The sequence below is a fragment of the Streptomyces sp. NPDC101234 genome, assembly GCF_044767525.1.
GTDB classification, from domain to species: domain Bacteria; phylum Actinomycetota; class Actinomycetes; order Streptomycetales; family Streptomycetaceae; genus Streptomyces; species Streptomyces sasae.
The window spans coordinates 59,001-78,073 of the sequence record NZ_JBIWOA010000037.1; the positions used below are offsets into that span (position 1 = coordinate 59,001).

General features: G+C 71.3%; 17 protein-coding genes. 3 read left to right on the forward strand and 14 right to left on the reverse strand.

Going from position 1 to position 19,073, the window contains the following annotated elements; all coding sequences use genetic code 11:
- Positions 1 to 9 precede the first annotated feature (9 nt).
- From ACIRR9_RS44545 to ACIRR9_RS44570, 6 genes are all read right to left on the reverse strand, one after another.
- On the reverse strand, positions 10 to 1,488 hold the full coding sequence (locus ACIRR9_RS44545) for a serine/threonine-protein kinase (protein ID WP_403764617.1): 1,479 nt from the start codon (positions 1,486 to 1,488) through the stop codon (positions 10 to 12).
- A 242-nt stretch (positions 1,489 to 1,730) separates the two neighbouring features.
- The gene (locus ACIRR9_RS44550) at positions 1,731 to 3,464 is read right to left on the reverse strand and encodes an RICIN domain-containing protein (protein ID WP_403764619.1); all 1,734 of its coding nucleotides are present in this window, start codon (positions 3,462 to 3,464) and stop codon (positions 1,731 to 1,733) included.
- A gap of 50 nt (positions 3,465 to 3,514) precedes the next feature.
- Positions 3,515 to 4,276, reverse strand: a complete 762-nt coding sequence (locus ACIRR9_RS44555; protein ID WP_365342191.1) for a carbohydrate ABC transporter permease — start codon at positions 4,274 to 4,276, stop codon at positions 3,515 to 3,517.
- Positions 4,277 to 4,320: 44 nt separating this feature from the next.
- Positions 4,321 to 5,280: a carbohydrate ABC transporter permease gene (locus tag ACIRR9_RS44560; RefSeq protein ID WP_403764621.1), complete on the reverse strand. Its 960-nt coding sequence runs from the start codon at positions 5,278 to 5,280 to the stop codon at positions 4,321 to 4,323.
- 7 nt (positions 5,281 to 5,287) lie between these two features.
- Entirely contained in the window at positions 5,288 to 6,490 is a 1,203-nt protein-coding gene (locus tag ACIRR9_RS44565) for an extracellular solute-binding protein (RefSeq protein ID WP_403764686.1), read from the reverse strand.
- Between the two features lie 68 nt (positions 6,491 to 6,558).
- The gene (locus tag ACIRR9_RS44570) at positions 6,559 to 8,478 is read right to left on the reverse strand and encodes a glycoside hydrolase family 127 protein (RefSeq protein WP_403764623.1); all 1,920 of its coding nucleotides are present in this window, start codon (positions 8,476 to 8,478) and stop codon (positions 6,559 to 6,561) included.
- Between the two features lie 289 nt (positions 8,479 to 8,767).
- Between ACIRR9_RS44570 and ACIRR9_RS44575 the strand changes: the two genes are divergently transcribed.
- The gene (locus ACIRR9_RS44575; protein ID WP_403258833.1) at positions 8,768 to 9,790 is read left to right on the forward strand and encodes a LacI family DNA-binding transcriptional regulator; all 1,023 of its coding nucleotides are present in this window, start codon (positions 8,768 to 8,770) and stop codon (positions 9,788 to 9,790) included.
- Positions 9,791 to 9,812: 22 nt separating this feature from the next.
- Here ACIRR9_RS44575 and ACIRR9_RS44580 read toward each other — a convergent pair whose 3' ends face one another.
- The 6 genes from ACIRR9_RS44580 to ACIRR9_RS44605 all read right to left on the reverse strand — a co-directional run bounded on the left by ACIRR9_RS44580 (position 9,813) and on the right by ACIRR9_RS44605 (position 15,523).
- Positions 9,813 to 10,517 carry a GntR family transcriptional regulator gene (locus ACIRR9_RS44580; RefSeq protein WP_403764626.1) on the reverse strand — a complete coding sequence of 235 codons (705 nt, stop codon included), beginning with the start codon at positions 10,515 to 10,517 and terminating at the stop codon, positions 9,813 to 9,815.
- A gap of 93 nt (positions 10,518 to 10,610) precedes the next feature.
- Entirely contained in the window at positions 10,611 to 11,612 is a 1,002-nt protein-coding gene (locus ACIRR9_RS44585) for a proline racemase family protein (protein ID WP_403764628.1), read from the reverse strand.
- Positions 11,613 to 11,680: 68 nt separating this feature from the next.
- Complete coding sequence (locus ACIRR9_RS44590) at positions 11,681 to 12,580, reverse strand: dihydrodipicolinate synthase family protein (RefSeq protein WP_403764630.1); 900 nt, start codon at positions 12,578 to 12,580, stop codon at positions 11,681 to 11,683.
- A gap of 27 nt (positions 12,581 to 12,607) precedes the next feature.
- Positions 12,608 to 14,083 carry an FAD-dependent oxidoreductase gene (locus ACIRR9_RS44595; protein ID WP_403764632.1) on the reverse strand — a complete coding sequence of 492 codons (1,476 nt, stop codon included), beginning with the start codon at positions 14,081 to 14,083 and terminating at the stop codon, positions 12,608 to 12,610.
- The gene (locus ACIRR9_RS44600; protein WP_403764634.1) at positions 14,076 to 14,375 is read right to left on the reverse strand and encodes a (2Fe-2S)-binding protein; all 300 of its coding nucleotides are present in this window, start codon (positions 14,373 to 14,375) and stop codon (positions 14,076 to 14,078) included. The genes ACIRR9_RS44595 and ACIRR9_RS44600 overlap by 8 nt, the downstream gene beginning before the upstream one ends.
- Positions 14,372 to 15,523 carry an NAD(P)/FAD-dependent oxidoreductase gene (locus tag ACIRR9_RS44605; protein WP_403764636.1) on the reverse strand — a complete coding sequence of 384 codons (1,152 nt, stop codon included), beginning with the start codon at positions 15,521 to 15,523 and terminating at the stop codon, positions 14,372 to 14,374. The genes ACIRR9_RS44600 and ACIRR9_RS44605 overlap by 4 nt, the downstream gene beginning before the upstream one ends.
- Positions 15,524 to 15,660: 137 nt before the next feature.
- On the opposite strand from ACIRR9_RS44605, the gene ACIRR9_RS44610 reads away from it, so the two are divergent.
- The gene (locus tag ACIRR9_RS44610; RefSeq protein ID WP_403764638.1) at positions 15,661 to 16,026 is read left to right on the forward strand and encodes a cupin domain-containing protein; all 366 of its coding nucleotides are present in this window, start codon (positions 15,661 to 15,663) and stop codon (positions 16,024 to 16,026) included.
- 58 nt (positions 16,027 to 16,084) lie between these two features.
- On the opposite strand, the gene ACIRR9_RS44615 is transcribed toward ACIRR9_RS44610, so the two are convergent.
- Positions 16,085 to 17,491, reverse strand: a complete 1,407-nt coding sequence (locus ACIRR9_RS44615) for a VWA domain-containing protein (RefSeq protein ID WP_403764640.1) — start codon at positions 17,489 to 17,491, stop codon at positions 16,085 to 16,087.
- Positions 17,488 to 18,345, reverse strand: coding sequence for a MoxR family ATPase (locus ACIRR9_RS44620; RefSeq protein ID WP_123979241.1), 858 nt, complete (start codon positions 18,343 to 18,345; stop codon positions 17,488 to 17,490). The genes ACIRR9_RS44615 and ACIRR9_RS44620 overlap by 4 nt, the downstream gene beginning before the upstream one ends.
- Positions 18,346 to 18,484: 139 nt before the next feature.
- On the opposite strand from ACIRR9_RS44620, the gene ACIRR9_RS44625 reads away from it, so the two are divergent.
- The gene (locus ACIRR9_RS44625; protein WP_403764642.1) at positions 18,485 to 19,057 is read left to right on the forward strand and encodes a TetR/AcrR family transcriptional regulator; all 573 of its coding nucleotides are present in this window, start codon (positions 18,485 to 18,487) and stop codon (positions 19,055 to 19,057) included.
- The last annotated feature ends 16 nt before the right edge of the window (positions 19,058 to 19,073 follow it).

Consider the following 19,073-nt stretch of genomic DNA (forward strand, 5'->3'; position numbering starts at 1 on the left):
GCCGAGCGGTCAGCCGCTCGTACGGAACCCGTCCCGCACGTTGTCGAAGACCGGCCGGTAGGTCTCCCACTTGGCGTCGGGCGCGGAGAGGTAGATGTCGTACTCCCGGCCGCCCTCGCGGCCGTAGCCCAGGTCGATGGCGCGGAAGACGCGGACCCGGCCCTGGAAGGTGAACTCCCAGATCGCGGCCGGCTGCCCGCGGAAGGCGGTCCGCTGCATCCGCAGTCTGCGGTAGGTCGAGTAGTTGACCTTGGTGTTGGCCTCGATGTCGGCGAAGTGCGTGATCGGGTCGGCGCCGGCCGGTTCCACCGTGCCGACGGTGACGCCGGCCAGACCGGTCGGGTCCTTGTAGGTGACCTCGTCGGTGGCCCGGGCGCCGGCCGTCCAGCCGTCGGGGACCGGGAAGGAGACGCCGAGCTCTTTGTCGGTGACGAGGCGGTAGCCCTGGGGGAGGGGAGAGGGCGAGGTGCTGGTCGGCGCGGCGGCCGGGTGCTTCTTCGCCGCCGAGTGCGGACCGGGTACGTGCAGAAGCGTTACGGCCGTCACCGCGGCCGCCGTCGACACCACGATGCCGGCCGCCAGTGCGACGCGCCGACCGCGCCGGGCGCGCCGTCGGCCCCGGCCACCCCGCTCCTGCACGGGCTCGGCCGGCCGCACCACCTCCGTCTCGGCTCCCGACCAGGTCGCCAGCAGGGCCCGTTCCACCTGCTCGGCGGCGGGCCGCTGCGCCGGGTCCTTGGAGAGCAGCAGCTCGACGAGCGGCTCCAGCGGGCCCGCCTGCTTCATCGGCTCGACGGGGTCGGTGACGATGGCGTACGCCGTCTCCATCGCCGTGTCGCGCTTGAAGGGCGGCCGTCCCTCCACCGCCTGGTACAGCGTGGCCCCCAGGGACCACAGGTCCGAGGCCGGTCCCGGGGTCAGCCCGCGCAGCCGCTCCGGCGCCATGTAGGGGATCGAGCCGACCATCTGACCCGTCTGGGTGAGCGTCGACGAACCGGCGGTCAGGGCGATGCCGAAGTCGGTGAGCACCACCCGGTCGTCCGGGCCGAGCAGTACGTTGCCGGGCTTGACGTCCCGGTGCAGGACGCCGGCGGTGTGCGCGGCACGCAGGGCGGCGACCATACCGAGGCCGATGCGGGCGGCCTCCTCGGGCGGCAGCGTCCGGCCGCCTTCGAGGAGGTCGGCGAGGGCGGGCGCGGGCACGTACTCCATGACGATGCAGGGGCGGCCGTCGTCGTCCACCACGTCGTGCACGACGACGACATTGGGGTGGACGACCCGTGCGGCACTGCGCGCCTCGCGGCGGGTGCGTTCGTAGAGGGTGGCCAGTTCGTCGTCGGAGAGGTGGGAGCGGGCCTGGATCAGCTTCAGCGCGACCTGCCGGGCCAGTACCTCGTCGTCGGCCCGCCAGACCGTGCCCATGCCGCCGCGGCCGATCCGTTCGGTCAGCCGGTACCGCCCGGCGACCAGCCGCCCTTCGTCCGACACCGCCCCGTCCTTCGCCAGCTCTGTCCGTGTTCGACAAGTCCCGTCACGATAACCGCCCGTTCCTGATCACCTGCACGGATCTGCCGGAGGCCCGGGCGGCCCGCCTGTGAATGCATGGCCGTCCGGGCTCCTTCCCTTGCGAATCGACAGGGGATGCCTTCGGCCGACTGCAATTAACGGCCCTGGCTTCTCCTGGGTGTGCGCCGGTTCACTGTGGCGTGGTCCAGCACCGGCGTCGTACGTCAGCGCGCCGTCAGTTTCCACAGGTGGTCGGCGGTGCCGTTGTCGTCCCACTGGAGGACCTGGGCGCCGGACGAGGTGCTCATGTTGTTCACCCCGAGCAGCAGCCCGCTGTTGTAGTTGGCGATCTTGTAGTAACCGTCGCCGGACGGGACCAGTTGCCACAGGTGGTCGGCGGTGCCGTTGTCGCCCCAGATCAGGGCCGTGCCGCCGTCGCTGGTGCTCATGCTCGTGATGCCGAGGAGCAGCCCGCTCGCCTGCTGCTGGATCTTGTAGAGGCCGTTGCCCGCCGTCACCAGGGTCCAGTTCTGGTCGGTGCCGGTGGTGGAGGAGGCCTGGACGACGGCGGTGCCCTGGGCGGTGCCCGCGCCGCTGGTGTCCAGGGCGAGGCCGCTGTTCTTGTTGGTGATCTGGTAGCGCCCGGCCAGCGAGGTGGCGGTGCCGCTCGGGGTGATGGTCAGGTGGTAGCCGTCGGAGGCGTTCATCGTGACGGGCACGGTGATCGAGCCGCCGCTGACCGTGTAGTCGGTGTCGGAGATGGTGACGGGGCCGGACACGGTGGTCGTACGGCCCTTGGACGGTGTGTACTCCAGCTTGACGTGCACGGTGCTGCCGAAGGCGGAGAGCGACGACAGTCCGTTGACGGTCACGGCACACGAACCGGTGCAGCCGCCGGTGACCACGCTGATCTGGTTGCCCGAGCCGTTGCGGGACGCGAAGCCGTCGATGCCGGTCTGCGCCGGAGGCGTGGTCACCAGCATGTTGCCGGACATGTCGCCGTACCACTTGTAGAGCCAGTAGGCGCCGTTGGGTGAGCCGCCGGTGTCGGTGAGGGTGTCGCCGAGGGTGCCGTAGTGGTTCCAGAAGGCCAGTTCGGCGTCATGGACCCCCGCGCGCTCGAACTTGGCGACATAGCTCGCCAGCGGTCCGGGGACGCCGACCTCGCTGGTGGTGCCGTACTCCTCGATGGCGATCGGGCGGGCGCTGAGGCCGAGGCTCGACTCCAGCGCCCGGTAGTCGGCCACGTGCGCGGCGATGTTGGCGCTGCTCTGGAGCTCGTGCCAGCTGATGATGTCGGGCACCGCGTTGTTCGCGATGGCGTCCTGGAGGAAGGACTTCATCTTGCTGTCGGTGTACGTCGCGAAGCTCGGGCCCTGGATGGGCGTGCCGGTGTCCTTCGCCCGCACCTCCTTGTACGTCCGCGACCAGCCGTCGTCGAAGGCGCCGGCCGCCGAGGTGTCCCAGGTGCCCTCGGGCTCGTTCCACAGTTCGTAGGCGCTGATGTTGGTGGCGCTGGACGCCTTCACGGACGCGACCTGCTTGTCCACGGCGGCCAGCCAGTCGCTCCAACTCACCCACTTGTAGGGGAAGTCGGGATACCAGTCCGGCATCCGTACGACCACCTTCGCGCCGGCCTTGGCGGCCTCGGGGGCGACGACCAGGGCGTCACCGCCGGGGCTGGACTCGCCGTTGGGCAACTGGCTGCCGCCGGGCGCCATCTGGACGAAGGTGTTCGGCTTCAGCGGCTCCACCAGGCTGTCCGTCGGGACGCTCGCGGTGTCCAGGCCGTACAGGCTGCCCGTGGCCACGTGCGTGACCGAGCGCAGGGTCTGGTTCGCGCTCACCACGAGCGTGGTCGAGGAGGTGGGTGCCGCCTGGGCGGGGGCCGTGGTGCCGAGGGCGGCGGCGGTGAGGGCGACGGCGCCCAGGGTGGCTCTGAGAGAGGTGCGGCTCATGACATGGGTCTCCTCACGGAGTAACGGAGCAGGGGAAAACAATCGGGTGATCAGTCCTTCACCGCGCCCGCGGTCACGCCTGCGGCCACATAGCGCTGGGCGAGGACCAGGAGGACGGCAGCGGGGACCGATGCGACGACGGCGGTGGCCATGATCGCGTTCCACTCCTGGTTGTTGTTGCCGATGTACTTGTAGATGCCGAGGGTGATCGGCTTCCAGTCGCCGCCGCCGTCCAGGGTGTTGGCGAAGACGAAGTCGGACCAGGCCCACAGGAAGCCGAACAGCGAGACGGTGACGATCGCGTTGCGGCTCAGCGGGAGGACGACCGAACGGAAGGTGCGCCAGGTGCCGGCGCCGTCGATCCGGGCGGCCGAGATCAGCTCGCCGGGGATGCCCGACATGAACGCGGTGAAGATCATGACGCCGAACGGCACGGCGATGGTGGAGTCCGCGATGATCAGCCCCCACCAGGAGTTGAGCAGTCCGAGGTCCAGGAAGATGCCGTAGAAGCCCATCGCCATGACGATGCCCGGGATCATCTGGGCGATCAGCAGGACCAGGCTCAGGGCACCGCCGGCCCGCGGCCGCAGCTTCGCCAGCGAGTAGCCGGCCGGGGCGGCGATCAGCAGCGTGAGGGCGACCGTGCCGATCCCGATCAGCAAGCTGGTGCCCAGATAGGGGAGTTGGTCGTCGAGGACCGCCCGGTAGCCCTCGAAGGTCGGATGCAGTGGAAGCAGATCCGGCGGGTCCTTTCGCATGTCCTGCTGCGGGGTGAGGGACACGTTGAGCATCCAGTACACCGGGAACAGCATCAGCGCCGTGAGGAGGAGACCCAGCACGGTGTAGCCACGGGACTTCACGTCTCCTGCCTCCTCTGGACGCGGATGTAAAGGAGGCCGAAGACCAGGGCGATGAGGATCAGGATGTTGCCGACGGCCGCACCGGGACCGAACTTGGGCAGCAGCGTGCCGAAGCCCAGCTGGTACGACCAGGTCGCCAGCGTGGAGGAGGCGTCGCCCGGACCGCCCTTGGTCATGATCCAGATCAGGTCGAAGACCTTGAGGGTGTAGACGAGCCCGAGCAGCAGGGTGATCGCCGACACCGGGCGCAGCAGCGGGAAGGTGATCCGGCGGAACTGCTGCCAGGCGCCGGCCCCGTCCAGGGCCGCCGCCTCGTACAGCTCACCCGGGATGTTCTGCAGCCCGCTGTACAGGATGACCAGGTTGAAGGGGATACCGATCCAGATGTTGGCGACGATCACCGAGGTCAGCGCCCAGTCCGGCGAGGTCAGCCAGCCGACCGGGTCGACGCCGAAGAAGTGCAGGAAGTAGTTCACCACCCCCGACTCGCTGTTGAACATCCACGACCAGGTCGACGCCGACACGATCAGCGGCAGCAGCCAGGGGATCAGGAACAGCGCCCGCAGCACGGTCGACAGCCGGAAGTGCCGGTTGAAGAAGACCGCCAGGGCGAGACCGGCGGCGTACTGGAAGACGATCGACACGAAGGTGAAGACCATCGTGTGCCGCATCGCGGGGCCGAAGGTCGGATCGTCCAGCACCGTCCGGAAGTTGGCCCAGCCGGAGAAGGGCGCGTCGCCCGCAACGAAGGACCGGACGGTGTAGTCGCGCAGGCTCAGGTCGAGGTTGCGGTAGAGGGGGTAGACGTAGAAGGCGACGAGGTAGGCGAGCAGGGGTGTCACGAAGGCGAGCGCGGTCAGTCCCCGCCTGCGGCGCAGGGACCGGGCGCCGCTCTCGCTCGCCCCCGCCGCGGCGGCCGCAGCGCGCCGCGGACGGTCGACCCGGGCGACTGTCATGCCGGACCTAGCCCTTCTGCGCGCTCGACTGGGCCGTGGCCAGGGCATCCTGCGGGCTCTTGCTGCCGGACAGCGCCGCCTGCACCGCGGTCCACATCGGCTGCGAGATGGTCGGGTACTTGGTGCCGAGCCCGCCGCTGGTACGGCCCCGGGCCGCCGCGACCGCCGCCACCCAGGGCTTCAACTCCGCGTTCTTCTTCACCTGTTCGGCCTGTACGGTGGCGGTGGGCGCCACGTACATCAGCGTGGTGTCGGTGGGCAGCAGGTTGGAGTCGCTGGTCAGGCAGCTGACGATCTTCTTGCTGATGCCGTAGCGCGAGGTGTCCTTCTGCACGGGCACGGTCACGAACTCCCCACCCGTCGGCACCGGCGCCGAACCGCCGTTCTGCCCCGGGATGTTGACGATCCCGTACGGGAAGCCGGCCTTGTCGGCGTTGCCGAGCTGCCAGGTGCCGTTCTCGCTGAACGCGTAGTCCCCGGTGGCGAACTCCTGCCAGCTGGTGGTCTGGGTGTTCTGCAGCACGTCCTTGGGCGCGTATCCCGCGTCCACCCACTGCTTCCACAGCGCCAGCGCCGCAACCCCCTTGGCGGAGTCCAGCTTGGTGAGGTCGCCGCCCGCGCCCCAGAACCAGGGCAGGAACTGGAAACTGCCCTCCTCCGTGTTGATCGCCGAGAAGGTGATCCCCTTCTTCCCGGCCGCCTTGACCTTCTTCAGCGCGGTCGTGAGCGACGCCCAGTCCTTGACCGAGGCCGGGTCGACACCGGCGGCGGAGAGGATCTTCTTGTTGTAGTAGAGCGCGAGGGTATTGGCGCCGATCGGAACGCCGTAGGAGGCGCCGTCGATCGTGCCGGCGCCGATGATGTTCTGCTGGATCGACGAGGTGTTCAGACCGAGGTCGCTCGTCTTGTTGAGGATCCCCGCCTCCACCAGCGTCGAGACCACCGGGTTGTCGACCAGCATCACGTCCGGCGCGTTGCCCTGCTGCGCGGCCAGCAGCGCCTTGTTGCCCAGGTCGGTGGTGTCGTACGCGGTCCGCTTGAGCTTCACCCCGGCCGCGGTGCCGCACGCGGTGACCCGCTTGCCCCAGTCCGAGGAGGCGTCGAACTGCGGGTACGGGTCCCAGAAGGTGTACGTCCCGCCGGCCGAGGACGACGATCCCGAGGAGCCGGAACCGCCACCGCAGGCGGTGAGGGGGAGAAGGGTCGCCATGGCGACGACCAGGAGGGTACGGCGGGTGGGTATCACGGGGTGACCTCGTTGTCGTAGTGCGGGGTGGGTCAGGAGGTGGGGAGCCAGACGCGCATGCTGCCGTCTTCGCGGTTGGCCCAGACGGGGTACGGGACCGCGGTCAACTCGACCGGCTCGCCGTCGGGTTCGGGACCCGCGTCGGTCGCGGAGGGGTACGGCCACCAGCCCCGGTCGGGGACACGGCGCCGTCGCCCGGCGGCCACCACGGTGGTGACCCCGCCGAGCAGGTCCGGGCGGTGCTTCACGGCGAGCGGCCGGGACGGGTCGAGGACGATGTCGTCCAGACCGCCGCCCGGATGATCGGCCTGTTCCAGGCAGTGCACGAGCGGCCCGCGCTCGATCGCCACGCAGCCGCGTACGGCGTCCACGCGCGGGTCGGCGGCGGTGAGCCGGGGCTCCAGGACGAGTTCCAGGACCACGCGGTCGCCCGGCGTCCAGGTCCGCGACAGCCGCAGCCAGCCGTCGTCCACGGGGGAGTCGTACGTCTCCTCCCCGCACCGCACCCGGAACTCGCGGCACCACTGCGGGATGCGCAGCGACAGCGTCCAGGGGCTGTCGGCCGGGGTCTCCTCGACGGTGAACGCGATGGTGCCGTGCCAGGGATAGTCGGTCTCGGCGCGTACCCGGACCCGGTCGGTCCCGTACGTCCCGGTGACGAACTGGTGGATCTGCAGCCCCTGTTCGTCGCTCGACGCCAGGTAGTGCTGCAGGCTTGCCAGCAGCCGCATCACGTTGGGCGGGCAGCAGGCGCAGCGGAACCAGCGGGTGCGGCGGGCCGACTGGTCGCCGCCGGTGTCGGTGTGGCCGTCGCGGACCTGGAGCGGGTTGACGTACAGCCACCGCTCGCCGTCCAGGGAGACCCCGGCCAGGAAGCCGTTGAAGAGGGTGCGCTCGATCAGGTCGGAGTAGCGGGCCTCACCGGTGAGCAGGGCCAGCCGCCAGCTCCACTGGACGGAGGCGATCGCGGCGCAGGTCTCGCAGTAGGCACGCTCGTTGGGGAGCTCGTACGGGTCGCCGAAGTCCTCCTTGTCGTGGTGCGCGCCGAGCCCGCCGGTGAGATGGGTCTTGGTGGTGGTCATGGCCTGCCACAACCGCTCACCCGCGGAACGGAGTTCGGCCTCCCCGGTCTCCGCGGCCAGGTCGGCGGCCGCCGCCAGCAGATACAACTGCCTTACGGCATGGCCCTCGACGTTCGTCGCCTCGCGCAGCGGGACGCGGTCCTGGCAGTAGGCCTCGCCGCCGAGCAGGCCATGGCCGTGCCGGTCCACGAAGTAGCCGGCCAGGTCCAGATAGCGTCGCTCGCCGGTCTCCCGGTACAGCTCCACCAGAGCCGTCTCGATCTCGGGATGGCCGTCGATGCCGTCGAGAGGCCTGCCGCTGCCGGGCAGGCCGAACACGGAGTCGAGATGATCGGCGAACTTCCGTGCCACGTCGAGGAGTTCGGCGCGGTCGGTGGCGCGGTGGTGGGCGACGGCGGCCTGGATCAGATGGCCCGCGCAGTACAACTCATGGCCCCAGCGCAGGTCCTGGTACCGCTCACCGCCCTTGACCAGCTGGAACCAGGTGTTGAGATAGCCGTCGGGCTGCTGGGCGGCGGCCACGAGGGCGATGATCCGGTCCACCTCGGCGGCCAGTGCTTCGTCGTCCTCCTGGGCGAGTTGCCAGGAGGCCGCCTCCAGCCACTTGTAGACGTCCGTGTCGACGAACGGGTACGCGCCCCGGAACCCGCCCTCGGCCGTGCCGGCCGCCAGCCGCAGGTTGTGCAGGTTCCCGGCGGACTCCAGCAGGTCCGGGCCCTGCGGGAGGGAGACCCTGGCATTGGTGGTGCGACGCTCGTGCCAGAAGCCCGCGCCGATGGTGGCGGCCGCCGGGCGCAGCGCGGTACGGGCGTCGGGGGTGAGACGGACCGGGCCGACGGGGGAGGGCAGGGCGGAGCGGGTGCGGGGCATGGCTCTCCGGGGTGAGGAGGGGACTGGGCGCCTCGGCGCCAGCGCTGTCGATATGTCGAACACCGTCTGGAGCATCGGGCGCGACACGGCGAGGAACTGTTTTGAGCAACCGTTTTCTCGCCGAGAAGTACAGGGCAGGCGAGGGGAGGGGTCAAGACACCCGGCACAGATTTTTCAAGTTGCCAGACGGGTCTGGCACTTCACTCCGCAGGCTGCGAGGATGTCAGGCGGCTTTGCCGCCGTGAGACGGTCGGCGCAGTCGAGAAACCGTCTAGGAAAAGGTTTGCCCGTGACCTCTGCTGCAGACTCTCCGCCCACCGGCCGGGCCAGGCTCGCCGATGTCGCCGCGCTCGCCGGCGTCAGCGTGGGCACGGCGTCCAAGGCGCTGAACGGAGCCGGCCGGATGCGCCCGGAGACCAGGCAGCGGGTGCTCGACGCGGTGGAGGAGCTCGGCTTCCGGCCCAACCAGCACGCGCAGAGCCTGCACAGCGGCCGCAGTTGGACGGTCGGCCTGATGACGACGGACGGCATCGGCCGTTTCAGCACCCCGGTCCTGCTCGGCGCCGAGGACGCTCTCGGCGCCGGGAAGATCTCCGTCCTGCTCTGCGACACCCGCGGCGACGCCATCCGCGAGCAGCACCATCTGCGCAACCTCACCGACCGGCGGGTGGACGGCATCATCGTCACCGGCCGCCGTACCGACCCCCGCCCGCCCCTCACCGGCATCGACCCGGCGATCCCGGTCGTCTACGCCCTCTCCCCGTCCACCGACCCCGCCGACACCTCCGTCGTCACCGACGACCGCGGCGGCGCCCATCTCGCGGTGGAACACCTGCTGGCCGCCGGCCGTACCCGGATCGCCCATGTCACCGGGCCCGAGCACCACCAGGCCGCCCGCGACCGAGCTCGGCACGCCGTCGAGCACCTGGCCGGGGCCGGCCTCGAACTCGCCACTGGGCGGGTGCACTTCGGGGAGTGGAGCGAGGCCTGGGGACGGCGTGCCGCCGACGCCGTGCTGCGGACGGCGCCCGACACGGACGCGGTCTTCTGCGGCAACGACCAGATCGCCCGCGGTGTGGCGGACGCACTGCGCGAGCGCGGCAAGGAGGTGCCGGGGGACATCGCCGTCGTCGGCTACGACAACTGGGACACGATGGCGCTCGCCTGCCGCCCGCCCCTCACCACCGTCGACATGAACCTGGCCGAGATCGGGCGGATCGCCGCGCTGCGTCTGCTCCAGGCCATTGACGCCGAGCCCGATCCGGGCGTGCACACCGTGCCGTGCCGGCTGGTGGTGCGCGAGTCCAGTTGACCCGCAGTTCACCCGACGGGGGTCAGTCGGCTGTTGGCTGCCGGGCCGCCCACAGGCCGCGGACATGGTCCAGGTGACGGGTCATGACCTCGCGCACGGCCGCCTCGTCGCGGGCCAGCAGGGCGTCCAGGAGCTCCAGGTGCTCCTCGGCGGAGGCCTTCAGACGCCCGGCCGCCACCAGCGCCGTCAGCCCGTACAGCCGCGAGCGCTGCCGCAGGTCCCGTACGACCTCGACGAGATGGTCGTTGCCCGCGAGAGCCAGCAGCCCCAGATGGAACGTCAGGTCCGCCTCGACGTAGGCGATGAGGTCACCCTTCACGGCCGAGGTGACGATCTCCAGGGCGACCGGGCGCAGCGCCTCCAGATCGGCGGTGCCGGCGGTGGCCGTGAGGCCGACGGTCGTCGGGATCTCGATCAGGGACCGGACGTGGGTGTACTCGTCGAGCTGCTTCTCCGAGACGGCGGTGACCCGGAACCCCTTGTTCGGAACGATCTCGACCATGCCCTCCTTCACCAGTTCGAGCATCGCCTCGCGCACCGGGGTCGCGGAGACGCCCAGGCGGGGTGCGAGCCCCGGCGCCGAGTACACCTCGCCGGGGCGCAGCTCACCGGAGATCAGCGCGGCGCGCAGTACGTCCACGACCCGTTCCCGGAAGTTGGGTTTCCGGCCGCCGAGCGCGGGGATGGCGGGGCCGGGGGCGGGCGGGCTGCTGGGCCGGTCGGCCATGGCGGAACTCCTGGGAGAGACGGGAGAGACGGGGGAGACGGGGGAGATGGGAGAGACGGGAGGGACGGGAGAGGTGAGAGAGATACAGGGCGATCAGAGTACGAAGCCCGCCGGGAACGGGTCGGTGGGGTCCAGCAGGTACTGGGCGGTTCCGGTGATCCAGGCGCGGCCCGTGAAGCTTGGCAGGACAGCGGGCATGCCGGCGACCTCGGTGGTGCCGAGCAGCCGGCCGGTGAAGCGGGTGCCGATGAAGGACTCGTTGACGAACTCGGTGTCGAGGGGAAGTTCGCCGCGGGCGTGCAACTGGGCCATCCGCGCGCTGGTGCCGGTGCCGCACGGCGAACGGTCGAACCAGCCGGGGTGGATCGCCATCGCGTGCCGGGAGTGACGGGCCGTGGAACCCGGCGCGATCAGGTGGACATGGTGGCAGCCACGGATGGACGGGTCCTCCGGATGCACCGGCTCCCCCTCGGCGTTGATCGCCTCCATCAAGGACAGCCCGGCGGCGAGGATGTCGTCCTTGCGGGCCCGGTCGAAGGGCAGACCGAACTCGTCGAGCGGGAGGATGGCGTAGAAGTTGCCGCCGTATGCCATGTCATAGGTCACCGTCCGCCCGTCGGCGAGGGTGATCTTGCGGTCGAGTCCGACGGCGAAGGACGGCACGTTCCTGAGGGTCACGTTCTTCGCGGCGCCGTCCTCCACGGCGACCTCGGCGACGACGAGACCGGCCGGGGTGTCCAGCCGGATGGTGGTGACCGGCTCGACGACCTCCACCATCCCGGTCTCCACGAGGACGGTCGCCACGCCGATCGTGCCGTGCCCGCACATCGGCAGATAGCCGCTGACCTCGATGTAGACCACGCCCCAGTCGCAGTCCGGCCGGGTGGGCGGCTGCAGGATCGCGCCGCTCATCGCCGAGTGCCCGCGCGGCTCGTTCATCAGCAACTGCTTGATGTCGTCGCGGTGTTCACGGAAGTACAGCCGCCGCTCGTTCATGGTCGCGCCGGGCACGGTCCCGATCCCGCCGGTGATCACGCGGGTGGGCATGCCCTCGGTGTGCGAGTCGACGGCGTGCAGGACGAGTTTGCTGCGCATGACACTCCTGGAGAGTAGGTCCGGGGCCGGCTACGTCAGTCCGTTTCGGCTACCGCCGTCCGTGGCGGTCACGACAGTCCGGCCGCGACGGCCTTCTCGGTGGCCGCGCGGATCACGGCCTCCTGCTCGGGCAGCAGCGGCACCCGCGGCGGGCGGCAACCGCCGCCGTGGCGGCCGACGATGTCCATGGACAGCTTGATGGCCTGTACGAACTCGACCTTGGAGTCCCAGCGCAGCAGCGGATGCAACTGCTCGTACAGCCGCTTGGCGGTGTCCAGGTCCCCGCTGACAGCCGCGTGGTACAGCTCCACCGTCGCGGCCGGCAGGGCGTTCGGATAGCCGGCCACCCAGCCCTTGGCGCCGGCGAGCGCGAGCTCCAGCAGGACGTCGTCGGCGCCGATCAACAGGTCCAGTTCCGGGGCCAGTTCGGCCAACTGGTAGGCGCGCCTGACATCGCCCGAGAACTCCTTGACGGCGTGGATGCACCCCTCGCCGTGCAGCTTCGCGAGCAGCTCCGGTACGAGGTCGACCTTGGTGTCGATGGGGTTGTTGTACGCCACGATCGGCACACCCGCCTTCGCGACCTCCGCGTAGTGCGCCAGCACCGACCGCTCGTCGGCGCGGTAGGCGTTGGGCGGCAGCAGCATCACGGCCTGGCAGCCGGCGTCCCGGGCCTGCTCCGCCCAGCGGCGGGCCTCGGCCGAGCCGTAGGCGGCGACCCCGGGCATGACCCGGGCCCCGCCGATCGCGGCCACGGCGGTCTCCACGACCTTGGCACGCTCCTCGGGAGTGAGCACCTGGTATTCGCCGAGGGAGCCGTTCGGTACGACGCCGTCACAGCCGTTCCCGACCAGCCAGTCGCAGTGCTCGGCGTACTTGTCGTAGTCCACGGTCAGTTCGTCGGTGAGCGGGAGCGCGGTGGCGACGAGGACACCGTGCCAGGGGCGGGTCTGGGGGGCGATGGTCATCGGGCTCCTTCGGTGTGATGTGACATATCACTGATGGTCGACGTCAACGTCATCGGGGTCGGCATCGGCTTCGGGATCGCCATCGGGATCGCCATTGGGATCGGCTTCGGGATCGTCTCGGCCGGCCCGGGCGAGTACCCCGAGCGGCACCGGCCGTGCGAACGGCCTGCGTGCCGCCGTCTCCGGGCAGCTGGTGAGCCCGGCGACCGCCGGCCCGCACACCCGGCCCTGGCACCAGCCCATGCCGGCCCGGGTGAGCAGCTTGACGGTCCGTACGTCCGCGGCTCCCAACTCGGTGACGGCACGGCGGATCGTGCCGCCGGTGACCTCCTCGCAGCGGCAGACCACCGTGTCGTCGGTGACCTGCTCGGCCCAGTGGGCGGGCGGCGCGTAGGCCTCGTCGAGCGTGGCGAAGAACCTCCGCAGGTCGGCACGGGCCCCGGCGGCCTCCGTCCAGCCGTTCGGATCCGGCGTCGCACCCGACAGCCTCGCGGCGGCCGACCGCCCCGCGATGTGCCCCTCGGCGAGGGCCAGGACCGCACCGCCGATGCCGGTCGCCTCCCCTGCCGCCCACACGCCCGGCACGTCGGTGCGCTGTTCGTCGTCCACGTGCACCGCGACGCCGTCGACACGGCAGCCGAGTCCCAGGGCGAGATCGGTGTGCGGCAGCATGCCGTGCCCGACGGCCAGGGTGTCGCAGTCGATACGCCGCCGGGTACGGGGCCGTACCCGGCCCTCGGCGTCGAGCGCGGCGACGGTCACCGCCTCCAGACGCCGGTCGCCGTGCGCTTCGACGACGGTGTGGTGGACCAGGGTGCGCACCCGGTGCCGTACCAAGCGGGCCGCGTACCCGGCGCCTTCGGCGAGCTTCGCGGGCCGCGCCGCCAGCGCCGGGGACCGCCGTACGAAGGACCGCGGGTCGGCGGACTCCACCAGGGCCGCCACCCGTGCACCCGCCGCCGCGAGTCCGGCCGCGACCGGCAGCAACAGTGGTCCGGTGCCGGCGACGACGGCCGTGCGGCCGGGCAGCACCAGCCCGCCCTTGAGCATGGCCTGCGCACCGCCCGCCGTGACGACACCGGGCAGCGTCCAGCCGGGGAAAGGCAGTACCTTCTCGTACCCGCCGGTCGCCAGCAGCACCCCGGCCGCCGCACGCACCTCGACCGGCCTCTCCTGCTCCGGCCCGAGCAGCGCGTGCACGGTGAAGCCCTCCGGCCGCCGCTCCACGAACCACACGTGATGGTCCCGGAGATGGTTGACGTGACCGGCCGCGATGTACCGGTCGAGCCCCTCGCGCAGTCGCCGCCAGCTGCGCCACTGGTGGTGCAGCACCTGCGGGCGGCGCGCTCCGAGCCCGGCGGCGGGCTGCCGGTAGAACTGGCCGCCCGCCTCGGGCGCCGAGTCGATCAGGCTGACACGCAGGCCGTACCGGGCGGCGGCCAGGGTGGCGGCGAGACCGGCCGGGCCCGCACCGATGACGGCGATGTGCGGTCGTTCAGTCATCGTGGCCCGTGCCCTCCTGGGTGCGGATCGCGTCCCCCGGGCGCAACGGCACCAGGCAAGCCCGTTGGTTGGGGCGGTCGTTGACGGTGACCAGGCAGTCGAAGCAGACACCGATCCCGCAGAAGATCCCGCGGGGACGGCCTTCGCCGCGGGTGGACCGCCATGACGTGACCCCGGCCGCCCAGAGCGCGGCCGCGACCGTCTGACCGGGCAGTGCCGCCAGCTCCCTGCCGTCGAAGGTGACGGTGAACGCGGGGCCCGGCCGGGCCCGGGCCAGCTCCAGGGGGTTCACGCGGCCTCCTCGGCGAAACGCTCGGGACGGAACGGTGTCAGGTCCAGCGCGGGGTCTGTGCCGCTCAGCACCTGGGCGATCAACTGCCCGGTGCCGGTGGCGAGTCCGATGCCCGCGCCCTCGTGCCCGCAGGCGTGGAAGAGGCCGGGGACCCGCGGGTCGGGGCCGATCGCGGGGAGATGGTCAGGCAGGTACGGGCGGAAGCCCAGGTAGCTGCGCATCGCCCGGACCTCGGCCAGGAACGGGAACAGCCGGGTCGCACCCGCCGACAGGGCCCGCAGCACCGGCAGCGAGAACGACCGGTCGAAGCCGACGCGTTCACGGCTCGCGCCGATCAGGACCGGTCCGGCCGCCGTGCCCTCGACGACCGGCGAGGTCTGCAGGGCGGCCGAGTCGCTGGCCACGTCGGCCACATAGTCGGCGGCGTACACCTTGTGCCGTACCCGGCGCGGCAGTGGCTCGGTGACCAGCACGAAGCCGCGCCTGGGGAGCACGGGGAGGTGTGCACCGGCGAGCGCGGCCAGCTCGCCGCCCCAGGTCCCGGCCGCGTTCACCACCGCGGGGGCGTGGATCTCGCCGCGGTCGGTACGGACACCGCGTACGGCACCGTCGGCACCGCGCAGCACCTCCGTCACCGTCCACCCGATCGCCCGCCGGGCGCCCGAGGCCCGTACGAGGTGCGCGGCGGCCAGCGTCGGCATGACCTGGGCGTCCTGGGGGTAGAGCACTCCGCCCGCCAGGCCGGGGGCCAGGTACGGTTCCAGCTCGTCGAGTTGATCGGCGGCGACCCCCAACGCAGTCACCCCGGCGGCCCGTTGCCCGGCCGCGAACGCCTCCAGGGCGGCGAGCCCCTCGGGTTCCGCGGCGACCACGAGCCCGCCCTTGGGCTCGTACTCGATCCGGTCACCGAGCTCGCCGGCCAGGTCGGTCCACAACCGGGCGGACAGCAGGGCGAGTTCGAGCTCGGGCCCCGGCTCCTTGTCGGAGACGAGCAGATTGCCCTCGCCCGCTCCCGTCGTACCGCCGGCCACCGGACCACGGTCCACCACGACGACGTCCAGCCCCGCCCGGGACGCGTACAGGGCGCATGCGGCGCCCATCATGCCCGCTCCGATGACCACGACATCGCAGGTCAGTCGCACGCTCACGTCAGTAATATGTCACATTGCACACTGCCCGGGGAATACCGGTGACGAGGTAACGGCCCCGAAGCCTCCCCTTCCGGACGAATGGCGCTCCCGACTTGACAGGCAGACGATGGAGTGGTCGAAGGAAGGACACAGTCATGCTGGAGATAAAGACGGTCGACAAGCCGGACGAGCGGCGTGACTTCCCCCGCGGCCACCTGGAGGCCGTGCACATGACCGGCCTCGACTTCGCCGTCGCCACCTTCGAGCCGGGCTGGCGCTGGTCGGAGTCGGTGGCACCGATCGCGGGCACCGGGACCTGCATGGTCCACCACAACGGCTATGTGGTGCAGGGCAGGATGCATCTGGCGATGGACGACGGCGGTGAAGGCGAGGTCGGTCCCGGCGACGTCTTCGTCTGCCCGGCCGGGCACGACGCCTGGGTCGTCGGCGAGGAGCAGGTGATCGTGTACGACTTCGCCGGCGGCATGGCGACGGACTACGCGAAGGCCAAGGAGAGCTGAGGACGGTCATCGGGTGCCGTCACCGTGCGTGGGTGACGGCACCCTCTCCTGTGCGCACCTACACCGGCAGCAGTCGCGCGATCAGCCCACTGAGCTGGCGGGCCGTGCGGCACTCGTGCATCTCCACCAGTTCCGCGTAGTCGGGCGCGGCGGAGTCGCCGGTGCCCCAGAGGGAGCGCTGCTCGGGGTTCAACCAGTAGAAACGGCGGGCCTGCCGGGCGAGGTTCCGGACGGCGGCGAGGTTCGGGTCGAGGTTGTTGGTGCGGGCGTCACCGAGCACGAACACCGTGGTACGCGGGCCCACCGCGGCGCCGTACCGCTCCGCGAACTCGCCCAGCGCCATGCCGTAGTCGCTGCTGCCGTGCCAGCCGGTGAGCGTCGCCTCGGCGCGGATCCGGGCGCCGAGCCCCTCGGGGTCGGCCCGGCCGTGCTCCAGCAGCCCGGTCACCTCGTCGATGCGGTTGACGAACGCGAACACCCTGACCTTGCTGAACTGGTCGTGCAGCGCCTGCACCAGCAGCATCGTGAAGTCCGAGAACCCCGATACCGAGCCCGAGACATCACACAGCAGCACCAGCTCGGGGCGGACCGGCCGGCGGCGGCGCAGCACCGGCCGCATCGGCACCCCGCCGGTCGACAGCGAACCGCGCAGGGTGCGGCGCAGATCGATCGTGCCCCGTGCGGCCCGGCGGCGGCGCGCGGCCAGCCGGGTCGCCAGCTTGCGGGCCAGCGGCTGAACCGTTCTGCGCAGCTCGGTGAGTTGGTCCCGCCCGGCGAACAGGAAGTCCACCCGGTCGGCGCTCGGCGCCACCGCCCGCCGGGCGATCTCGTCCCGCCCTCGCCGCTCCGCCACCCGTCGCCGAGCCTCCGCAGCGACCATGCCCCGGAACGCCTCGATCCGCCGCCGGATCTCGTCGTCGAGCAGCCGGTCGGTGAACTCGCCATCGCCGCCGCCACCACCGCGGCCACCGACCCCGTCCCGCGCCCGGACGTCCGCCCGGACCCGGGCGAGGAGCGTCTGCGGCCGCAGCCGGTCCAGTGTCTGGTACGACGACCAGCCGTCCGATCCTGGTGAACTCCCGTAGCCGCCCAAGCCGTTCACAGCCTCGGCCGCCAACTGCCGCAACAGCGCCGTGTCGTCGTCGGCCAGCGCGGCCGCCAGCCGCTCCCGCAGCTCGTCCCGGTCGCCGGATCCGGTCTCGGGTCCGCCCGTTCCGCGCGGAAAATAGAGGTCGAAGACCTGGTCGAACACGGCCCGTTGGCCGGTGCCGTGCAGCAGGGTCGCGGCCAGCCCCTCGCGCAGCGGCTCCCGCTCGGCCAGACCCAGCGCCTCGATGGCCCGGCCCGCGTCCACGGTCTCCCCGGTGCCGATCCGTACACCGTGCGCCCGCAGAGCTCCGACCAGCCCCGTCAGGCGGTCGGCGAGGTCGGCGAGGCCGGCCCGGGCGTCGGCCCCGGTGCTCACAGCGCGTCCAGGTCCAGCTTGGCGGCCGCCTTCTGGATGTCGTCCTGGTGCTTGAGGATCACGCCCAGGGAGTCCCGTACGACCTGCTCGTCCAGCGTGTCGGCGCCCAGGGCGAGCAGGGTGCGCGCCCAGTCGATCGTCTCGGCCACCGACGGCACCTTGCGCAGGTCCATCGCCCGCAGCGCCCCGACCACCCGTACCACCGACTCGGTGAGCGCCTCGGTCAGCCCCGGCACCTTCAGCCGTACGATCCGGCGCTCCAGCTCCTCGTCCGGGAACCCGATGTGCAGGAACAGGCAGCGGCGGCGCAGCGCCTCGGAGAGCTCACGGCTGGCGTTGGAGGTGAGGACGACGAAGGGGCGGCGGGTCGCGGTGACCGTGCCCAGCTCGGGGACCGTCACCTGGAAGTCGCTGAGCACCTCCAGGAGCAGTCCCTCCACCTCGACGTCGGCCTTGTCCGTCTCGTCGATCAGCAGCACCTTCGGGTCGTCGCCGCGGATCGCGGTGAGCAGCGGGCGGGGGAGCAGGAACTCCTCGCTGAAGATGTCGGTGCGGGCCTCGTCCCAGGTCTCGTCCCGGCCCGCGCTGATGCGCAGCAGCTGCTTGGCGTGGTTCCACTCGTACAGCGCCCGGGACTCGTCCACGCCCTCGTAGCACTGCAGCCGCACCAGCCGGGCTCCGGCGACCTCGGCCACGGCCTTGGCCAGCTCGGTCTTGCCGACCCCGGCGGGGCCCTCGACGAGGAGCGGTTTGCCCAGCCGGTCGGCCAGGAAGACGGTGGTGGCGACGGCGGGGGAGGCGAGGTAGCCGGTCTCCGCGAGGCGGGCGGAGACGTCGTCGACGGAAGTGAACAACGGGGCCTCCGGCTGATCAGGTTCGTGGAACGTATGCGGGGAGCAGGTCAAGCTCCTATCTAAGCGCTTGTTCACTTCGCCTGCCACCCTGTATACCGATCGGTTTCCTCGCAGTGTCCCGCGCGGTAACCGCGGCCCTATGGCCACCACGGACAAGGCGTCTCCCCGGGACCGGCTTCTCGACGCCGCCGCCGAGCTCTTCTACCGCGACGGCGCCTCCATCGGCGTCGAGGCGCTGTGCAGGTCGGCCGGGGTCTCCAAGCGCTCCATGTACCAGCTCTTCGACAGCAAGGACGAGGTGCTGGCCGCCAGTCTGGAGCGCCGCAGGCCCTGGTACGAGGCCCAGCTCAGGTCCCCGGACGCCGAGGCGGCGACCCCTCGCGAACGGATCCGCTACGTGTTCCGGCGGGTGGAGGAGAACGCGGCGGAACCCGGCTACCGCGGCTGCCCGTACCTCGCCGTCCTGGTCGAGCTGAAGGACAGCGAGCATCCCGCGAGCGTGGTGGCCCGAGCGGCCAAGGAACTGCTGCGGGGCTACTTCGAGGAGCAGGCCGGACAGGGCGGCGCGGCGGACCCGGCCCTGCTCGCCCGGCAGCTCGTGCTGGTCTTCGACGGGGCCGGCGCCCGGGCCGGTGCCCACATCGAACGCCTCGACGACGGGCTGGTCACGGCGACGGTGACCACGCTTCTCGACGCGGCCGGCATGAAGTAGCCGCCCGGACGGATCA